The following is a 7364-nucleotide window of genomic DNA, read 5'->3' on the forward strand; positions in this document are numbered from 1 at the left end:
AGATGAGCAAGCTGCGTGTGGCGGTCCTCGGTGCCAAGGGCCGGATCGGCTCCGAGGCGGTCAAGGCCGTGGAGGCCGCCGAGGACATGGAGCTGGTCGCCGCCCTGAGCCGGGGCGACAAGCTGGAGACCCTGGCCGAGACCGGCGCCCAGGTCGCCGTCGAACTGACCACGCCGGCCTCGGTGATGGACAACCTCGAGTACTGCGTCGGCCACGGCATCCACGCGGTCGTCGGTACGACGGGCTGGACCGACGAGCGCCTCGCGCAGCTGAACGGCTGGTTGGCCGCCTCCCCGGAGACGGGCGTCCTCATCGCGCCGAACTTCTCCATCGGGGCCGTCCTGAACATGAAGTTCGCGCAGATCGCGGCGCCGTACTTCGAGTCGGTGGAGGTCATCGAGCTCCACCACCCGAAGAAGGTGGACGCGCCTTCGGGTACCGCCACGCGCACGGCTCAGCTCATCGCCGAGGCCCGCCGCGAGGCCGGCACGGCCCCGGCGCCGGACGCCACCGAGACCGCCCTCGACGGCGCGCGGGGCGCGGACGTCGACGGGATCCCGGTCCACTCCGTCCGCCTCCGTGGCCTGCTGGCCCACCAGGAAGTACTGCTGGGCGGCGAGGGCGAGACCCTCACGATCCGCCACGACTCGCTCCACCACAGCAGCTTCATGCCGGGCATCCTGCTCGGCGCCCGCCGCGTGGTGACCGCTCCGGGCCTCACCTTCGGCCTGGAAAACTTCCTGGACCTGGGCTGACGACACGATGCGCGCAAAGCTCTCGTACGCGATAACGGCCGCCGTCCTGGTCTTCTACTTCGTCCTGGTCGGCAGCCGCGGCGTCATGCTCATCCAGTCCGGCACGCTCATCACCGTCACTTTCGGCGTGGCGGTGCTGATCCTGCCGGTCATCGGCCTGTGGTTCCTGTGGAAGAACACCCAGTTCGTCCGCAGGGCCAACGCCCTCGCCGCCGAACTCGACGCCGAAGGCGGCCTGCCCGTCGACGAGTTGAAGCGCACCCCCGGCGGCCGGATCGACCGCGACTCGGCCGACGAGGTCTTCGCCAAGCGCAAGGCCGAGACCGAGGCCGCCCCCGACGACTGGCGCAGCTGGTTCCGCCTCGCCGTCGCCTACCACGACGCCCGCGACACCCCACGCGCCCGCAAGGCCATGCAAAGGGCCATCGCCCTGCACGACGGAAGGCCGACGGAGGCCTGAGCGCTCCGAAGTGGCGCGGGGCTGTATCGCGGCGTAGCCCGCCCGAGTCAGCCCCGTCCGTACTCCGCGGCCCACGCCTCGACCGTGTCCGCCGCCCGGTCGAACGACCCCGGCCGCGCGAGGAAGTCGGCGTTGTGCGTCGTCAGCAGCGTCGGGGCGTCCTGCCCACCACGGTCCTTGCGTACGAGGATCAGCGCCTGCCCCTGCACGGTCCGCGGCAGCCCCAGCCAGCGCACCGGCTGCTGCACCGTCCGCACCGCGGCGACCCGGTCCCAGGGAGTCGTACGCGTCCCGAAGAAGCTGACGCGGCGCAAACCCCGCGCGCTCACCCAGACGCCCACGCGCAGCAGCCGCAGGGCGCCCGCGATGACGGCCAGCGCGATACCCAGGACGACACCGGCCTCGGACCTCGACGCGGTCGCCGCGATGGCGACCGCGGCGAACAGCACGAACGAGGCGAGCAGCAGCCACAGCGCCGCCACACCCACGCGCCACGGACCGGGACGGTAGGGACGCCGCCAGCGGTCTCGGTCGTCGAAGGGCAGCGCGAGGTCGTCGGCTGTCTCGATGGCACGGTCGGCCGTCAGGAAGGGCAGGGGCACGGCTGGTCCTCACTCAATCCATGCGTGGGCTGTGCCCGGTGAGGCTATCCGGCCGGATGCCCGCTCACCACCCTTGGGGGTCCGGATGGAGTCAGTGCCCCTGGGACGCCTGGGACTGTTGAGTCGGCGTACTGGTGTTCGTGGACAGCGCCGGCATCCCGAGGACCAGGGAGCCGACGAGCGCGGCGACGATGGTCAGCCCGAGCAGCCAGCGCGCGGCTATCTGACCGGCGGACGCCCGCTCGGGGGTCGGTGGGGTGACATTGCTGCGGAACCTGTCGGCTTCGGCGAGGAAGGCGAACGGGACGGGTTCGCGCCGACGGAACATGGGGGTGCGTCTCCTTCTGGATCTCGGTCTCGAACTGCGGGAGTCGAACGAGTGGCTGTCATCTACACAGACGAGCGAGTGCCCCAATAGGTGCCCGGTTTCGCCGAATTCACAGAAATTCGCCGCCGTATGTCGCGACCCGGCACCGAACGCCCCGTTGTCAGTGCCGGGCCGTAGAGTGGGCGCCGCCCGCCAGAAGTGATGGAAGGACCCTCCGAGCCGTGACCGACACCCCCGCCGACGACCTCAAGCCCAGCTTCCGCAGCGACGTCACCGTCGAGCTGGTCAAGCACAGCGCGGCCGACTCCGACGTGCTGTGGGCCGCCCGCGTCTCCACCGCCGGCGAGCAGTCCCTGGAGGAGCTGCAGAAGGACCCCGAGCGCTCCAAGGGCCTGATCAACTACCTGATGCGGGACCGCCACGGCAGCCCCTTCGAGCACAACTCGATGACCTTCTTCATCAGCGCCCCGATCTTCGTCTTCCGCGAGTTCATGCGGCACCGGGTGGGCTGGTGCATTGCGGGGGACACGCAGATCACGCTGGAGAGCGAGGCCGGCCATTTGCGCCGACGCACTATCGCCGAGCTGTACCGGCTGTGGCACACGGGAGTCGAGGACCGTCTGCCGCACTCGGCCGGAGGCGTGACCTGGCACAGCCGGGCGGGCAAGTGGATGGCCCAGGTGCGACGCGGCGACACCAACCACTACCTCGGCCTGTACGAGAACCGCGAGGCTGCTGAGTCCGCTGTCGCCGAGTTCCGGGAGCTGCATCCCAGCACCCGTATCCGCAAGCTCGAATCGGTGCGTCGAAACCATGTCCGCTGCTACGACGAGGAGACCTTGCTCGCCCAGCGCGCCAGGATCGTCGACGTAATCGAGTCCGGTGTGAAGCCACTCGTAAAAATCACCACGGCCTCGGGCAAGACCCTCCGCTGCACGGTCGACCACGCTCTGTTCACCCCGGAGGGCTGGTGCAAGGCGGGGGAGCTCACCATCGGCGACGACGTGCTGGTGGGTGGCACCGAGCCGCGTCCGTCACAGGCGCTGATTCCGCCGAGCCTGCGGCGCGGCATCGGCGTGTGGACCTCGATGCAGCGCGAGCGGCTGATCAAGGAGGTCGACGCCTGCCACCTGTGCGGTGGGGAGTTCCCGCGCGACCAACTCGCCCTGGACCACGTGGTCCCCGTGGCCGGCGACCTGCTCCAAGCCCTCAATGAGAAGAACCTCGCGCCCGCCTGTGAACCTTGTCATGCCACCAAGAGCGCGGGGGAGCAAGCGCTGGCCCAGCGTGGCGGCAAGATCGCCACAGCGGTACCGGACCGGGTCGTCACCATCGAGGCCGACGGCGAGGAAATGACGTACGACCTCTCCGTGGAAGGCCCTTGGCACAACTTCCTCGCAGACGGTTTCATCGTGCACAACTCGTACAACGAGGAGTCCGGCCGTTACAGGGAGCTTCAGCCGGTCTTCTACGTCCCCGGCGAGGACCGCAAACTCGTCCAGCAGGGCCGCCCCGGCAAGTACGAGTTCGTGCAGGGCACCGAAGCCCAGCAGGAGATCGTGGAACGCGCGATGCAGGAGTCGTACATCCAGGCGTACGAGCGCTATCAGGAAATGCTCGCCGCCGGCGTCGCACGCGAGGTCGCCCGGGCCGTCCTGCCCGTCGGCCTGTTCTCCTCGATGTACGCCACCTGCAACGCCCGGTCGCTGATGCACTTCCTCGGCCTGCGCACCCAGCACGAGCTCGCCAAGGTCCCGTCCTTCCCGCAGCGGGAGATCGAGATGGTCGGCGAGAAGATGGAGGCGGAGTGGGCCAGGCTCATGCCGCTGACCTACGCGGCCTTCAATGCGAACGGCCGTGTGGCGCCGTAACGCACCCGCGTTCCCCGGCAGGGCACACATGTACGGGTCAGTCGCATGAAGTGTCCCAATTGCGGGCATTGGTGAAGTTCATCTAGCCTGATCAAACGGACCCGGTACTGCTTGAACCCCCGAGCAGGCAGTACCGGGCTCCGCATTTGTCCGGACTTATCCCGCACCCCAAGGGCAGACCACGCGATGAGCACCGAGTAGCGTGTTACCCATGGCTCCGACCTCCACTCCGCAGACCCCCTTCGGGCGGGTCCTCACCGCCATGGTCACGCCCTTCACGGCGGACGGCGCACTCGACCTCGATGGCGCCCAGCGGCTCGCCACCCACCTGGTGGACGCAGGCAACGACGGCCTGATCATCAACGGCACCACCGGTGAGTCCCCCACCACCAGCGACGCGGAGAAATCGGAACTCGTACGGGCGGTCCTGGAGGCGGTCGGCGACCGGGCCCACGTGGTCGCCGGCGTCGGCACCAACGACACCCACCACAGCATCGAGCTGGCCCGCGAGGCCCAGCGCATCGGCGCGCACGGCCTCCTGGTCGTCACGCCGTACTACAACAAGCCCCCGCAGGAGGGCCTGTACCGGCACTTCACAGCCGTCGCCGACGCCGCTGAGCTGCCGGTCATGCTCTACGACATTCCCGGCCGCAGCGGCGTCCCGATCAACACCGAGACGCTGGTCCGGCTGGCGGAGCACCCGCGTATCGTCGCCAACAAGGACGCCAAGGGCGATCTCGGCCGGGCGAGCTGGGCCATCGCCCGTTCGGGCCTCGCCTGGTACTCCGGCGACGACATGCTGAACCTGCCGCTGCTCTCCGTGGGCGCGGTCGGCTTCGTCTCCGTCGTCGGCCATGTGGTCACGCCCGACCTGCGCGCCCTCGTCGAGGCCTTCACCTCGGGCGACGTACAGAAGGCGACCGAGATCCACCAGAAGCTGCTCCCGGTCTACACGGGCATGTTCCGCACCCAGGGCGTCATGACCACCAAGGCCGCCCTCGCCCTCCAGGGCCTGCCCGCAGGACCGCTGCGCGCACCGATGGTCGAGTGCTCACCCGAAGAGATCGAGCAGCTCAAGATCGATCTTGCCGCGGGCGGGGTACAGCTCTAGCAACAGACTTGGCACCACCAGGCTTCACAACTGAATAGGCAGGCCACCGGTGCCTGCATTCCACAACGACAACTGCTACACGCACGAACGTCACGCGCGCCACGTGCCCACCGGTACGTGGCGCGTGTGGTGAGGAGAGTCTTTTGAGTCATCCGCATCCTGAACTCGGCCCGCCCCCGCCGCTTCCCGAGGGCGGCCTCCGGGTCACCCCGCTCGGTGGCCTCGGCGAGATCGGCCGGAACATGACGGTCTTCGAGTACGGCGGCCGTCTGCTGATCGTCGACTGCGGAGTGCTCTTCCCCGAGGAGGAGCAGCCCGGAATCGACCTGATCCTGCCCGACTTCTCGTCCATCCGGGACCGCCTCGACGACATCGAGGGCATCGTCCTGACGCATGGCCACGAGGACCACATCGGCGGCGTCCCCTTCCTCCTGCGGGAGAAGCCGGACATCCCGCTGATCGGCTCCAAGCTGACCCTCGCCCTGATCGAGGCCAAGCTCCAGGAGCACCGCATCCGCCCGTACACCCTTGAGGTGGCGGAGGGGAACCGCGAGCGCGTGGGCCCCTTCGACTGCGAGTTCGTCGCGGTCAACCACTCCATCCCGGACGCCCTGGCGGTCGCCATCCGCACCCCCGCGGGCATGGTGGTCCACACGGGCGACTTCAAGATGGACCAGCTCCCGCTGGACAACCGCCTCACGGATCTACACGCGTTCGCGCGCCTGAGCGAGGAAGGCATCGACCTCCTCCTCGCGGACTCGACGAACGCCGAGGTTCCGGGCTTCGTCCCGCCCGAGCGCGACATCTCGAACGTCCTCCGCCAGGTCTTCGCCAGCGCCCGCAAGCGGATCATCGTGGCGAGCTTCGCCAGCCACGTCCACCGCATCCAGCAGATCCTGGACGCGGCCCACGAGTACGGCCGCCGGGTCGCCTTCGTCGGTCGCTCGATGGTCCGCAACATGGGCATCGCCCGCGACCTGGGCTATCTGAAGGTCCCGCCGGGCCTGGTCGTCGACGTCAAGACCCTCGACGACCTCCCGGACCACGAGGTGGTCCTGGTCTGCACGGGCTCCCAGGGCGAGCCGATGGCGGCCCTGTCCCGCATGGCCAACCGCGATCACCAGATCCGGATCGTCGACGGCGACACGGTGATCCTGGCGTCCTCGCTCATCCCCGGCAACGAGAACGCGGTCTACCGCGTGATCAACGGCCTGACCCGCTGGGGCGCCAACGTCGTCCACAAGGGCAACGCCAAGGTGCACGTCTCGGGCCACGCGTCCGCCGGCGAGCTCCTGTACTTCTACAACATCTGCCGCCCGAAGAACCTGATGCCGGTCCACGGCGAATGGCGCCACCTGCGCGCCAACGCGGAACTCGGCGCCCTCACCGGCGTCCCGCACGACCGGATCGTCATCGCCGAGGACGGCGTGGTCGTCGACCTCGTCGAGGGCAAGGCGAAGATCTCGGGCAAGGTCCAGGCCGGTTACGTCTACGTCGACGGCCTCTCCGTCGGTGACGTCGGCGAGCCGGCCCTGAAGGACCGCAAGATCCTCGGCGACGAGGGCATCATCTCGGTCTTCGTGGTCGTCGACGCGTCCACGGGCAAGATCACCGGTGGTCCGCACGTCCAGGCCCGCGGCTCGGGCATCGAGGACTCCGCCTTCAGCGAGGTGATCCCGAAGATCACGGAGGTTCTCGAACGCTCGGCCCAGGACGGCGTGGTGGAGCCGCACCAGTTGCAGCAACTCATCCGCCGGACGCTCGGCAAGTGGGTCTCCGACACGTATCGGCGCAGGCCGATGATCCTCCCGGTGGTCGTGGAGGTCTGATCGCGCACGACCCCTCGTACGCGTGAACTGGGAGCGGGGCGCCTCGATTTGCATCGAGGCGCCCCGCTCCAGTACGTTTACGGCTCCGCCAGCAGGGGAACCCGGCCGCTTCGTGCGCCGGGAGCAGACCCGGAGGGCGGGAAAACCGACTCAGAACTTCTGATAAAGTCGGAACCGCCGGAAAGGAAACCGCGAAACAAAAGCGGGAACCTGGAAAGCGCCGAGGAAATCGGATCGGAAAAGGATCTGATAGAGTCGGAAACGCAAGACCGAAGGGAAGCCCGGAGGAAAGCCCGCGAGGGTGAGTACGAAGGAAGCGTCCGTTCCTTGAGAACTCAACAGCGTGCCAAAAATCAACGCCAGATATGTTGATACCCCGTTCCCGGTCGGCTTTGCCGGTTGGGGCGT

At 68.4% G+C, this 7364-nt stretch carries 7 protein-coding genes and 3 pseudogenes; 7 read left to right on the plus strand and 3 right to left on the minus strand.

What is annotated here, in order from left to right; genetic code table 11:
• Positions 1-2: 2 nt before the first annotated feature.
• Both dapB and MQP27_RS43335 read left to right on the plus strand, forming a co-directional pair.
• On the plus strand, positions 3-755 hold the full coding sequence (gene dapB, locus MQP27_RS43330) for a 4-hydroxy-tetrahydrodipicolinate reductase (protein ID WP_242775946.1): 753 nt from the start codon (positions 3-5) through the stop codon (positions 753-755).
• Positions 756-762: 7 nt separating this feature from the next.
• A complete protein-coding gene (locus MQP27_RS43335) occupies positions 763-1215 on the plus strand; it encodes a tetratricopeptide repeat protein (RefSeq protein ID WP_242775949.1) in 453 nt (150 codons plus the stop codon).
• Between the two features lie 47 nt (positions 1216-1262).
• Here the strand turns inward: MQP27_RS43335 and MQP27_RS43340 are convergent, their stop codons facing one another.
• Together MQP27_RS43340 and MQP27_RS43345 are read right to left on the minus strand one after the other, a co-directional pair.
• A complete protein-coding gene (locus MQP27_RS43340; RefSeq protein ID WP_242775952.1) occupies positions 1263-1817 on the minus strand; it encodes an SCO5741 family PH domain-containing membrane protein in 555 nt (184 codons plus the stop codon).
• 91 nt (positions 1818-1908) lie between these two features.
• Positions 1909-2145, minus strand: coding sequence for a hypothetical protein (locus MQP27_RS43345; RefSeq protein WP_242775955.1), 237 nt, complete (start codon positions 2143-2145; stop codon positions 1909-1911).
• A 221-nt stretch (positions 2146-2366) separates the two neighbouring features.
• On the opposite strand from MQP27_RS43345, the pseudogene MQP27_RS43350 reads away from it, so the two are divergent.
• From MQP27_RS43350 to MQP27_RS43370, 5 genes and pseudogenes are all read left to right on the plus strand, one after another.
• Positions 2367-2657: pseudogene (locus tag MQP27_RS43350) on the plus strand (FAD-dependent thymidylate synthase); the annotation flags it as partial.
• Positions 2658-2816: 159 nt separating this feature from the next.
• Positions 2817-3563 (plus strand): annotated as a pseudogene (locus MQP27_RS43355) (HNH endonuclease); the annotation flags it as partial.
• A gap of 3 nt (positions 3564-3566) precedes the next feature.
• Positions 3567-4016, plus strand: a pseudogene (gene thyX / locus MQP27_RS43360) (FAD-dependent thymidylate synthase); the annotation flags it as partial.
• Between the two features lie 211 nt (positions 4017-4227).
• Positions 4228-5127, plus strand: a complete 900-nt coding sequence (gene dapA / locus MQP27_RS43365; protein WP_242775958.1) for a 4-hydroxy-tetrahydrodipicolinate synthase — start codon at positions 4228-4230, stop codon at positions 5125-5127.
• Positions 5128-5270: 143 nt separating this feature from the next.
• Positions 5271-6956, plus strand: coding sequence for a ribonuclease J (locus tag MQP27_RS43370; RefSeq protein ID WP_242775960.1), 1686 nt, complete (start codon positions 5271-5273; stop codon positions 6954-6956).
• A 150-nt stretch (positions 6957-7106) separates the two neighbouring features.
• On the opposite strand, the gene MQP27_RS43375 is transcribed toward MQP27_RS43370, so the two are convergent.
• On the minus strand, positions 7107-7364 hold a 258-nt coding region (locus tag MQP27_RS43375; protein ID WP_242775962.1), incomplete at its 5' end, for a hypothetical protein.

It is taken from the genome of Streptomyces cylindrosporus (genome assembly GCF_022698165.1).
GTDB classification, from domain to species: Bacteria; Actinomycetota; Actinomycetes; order Streptomycetales; family Streptomycetaceae; genus Streptomyces; species Streptomyces cylindrosporus.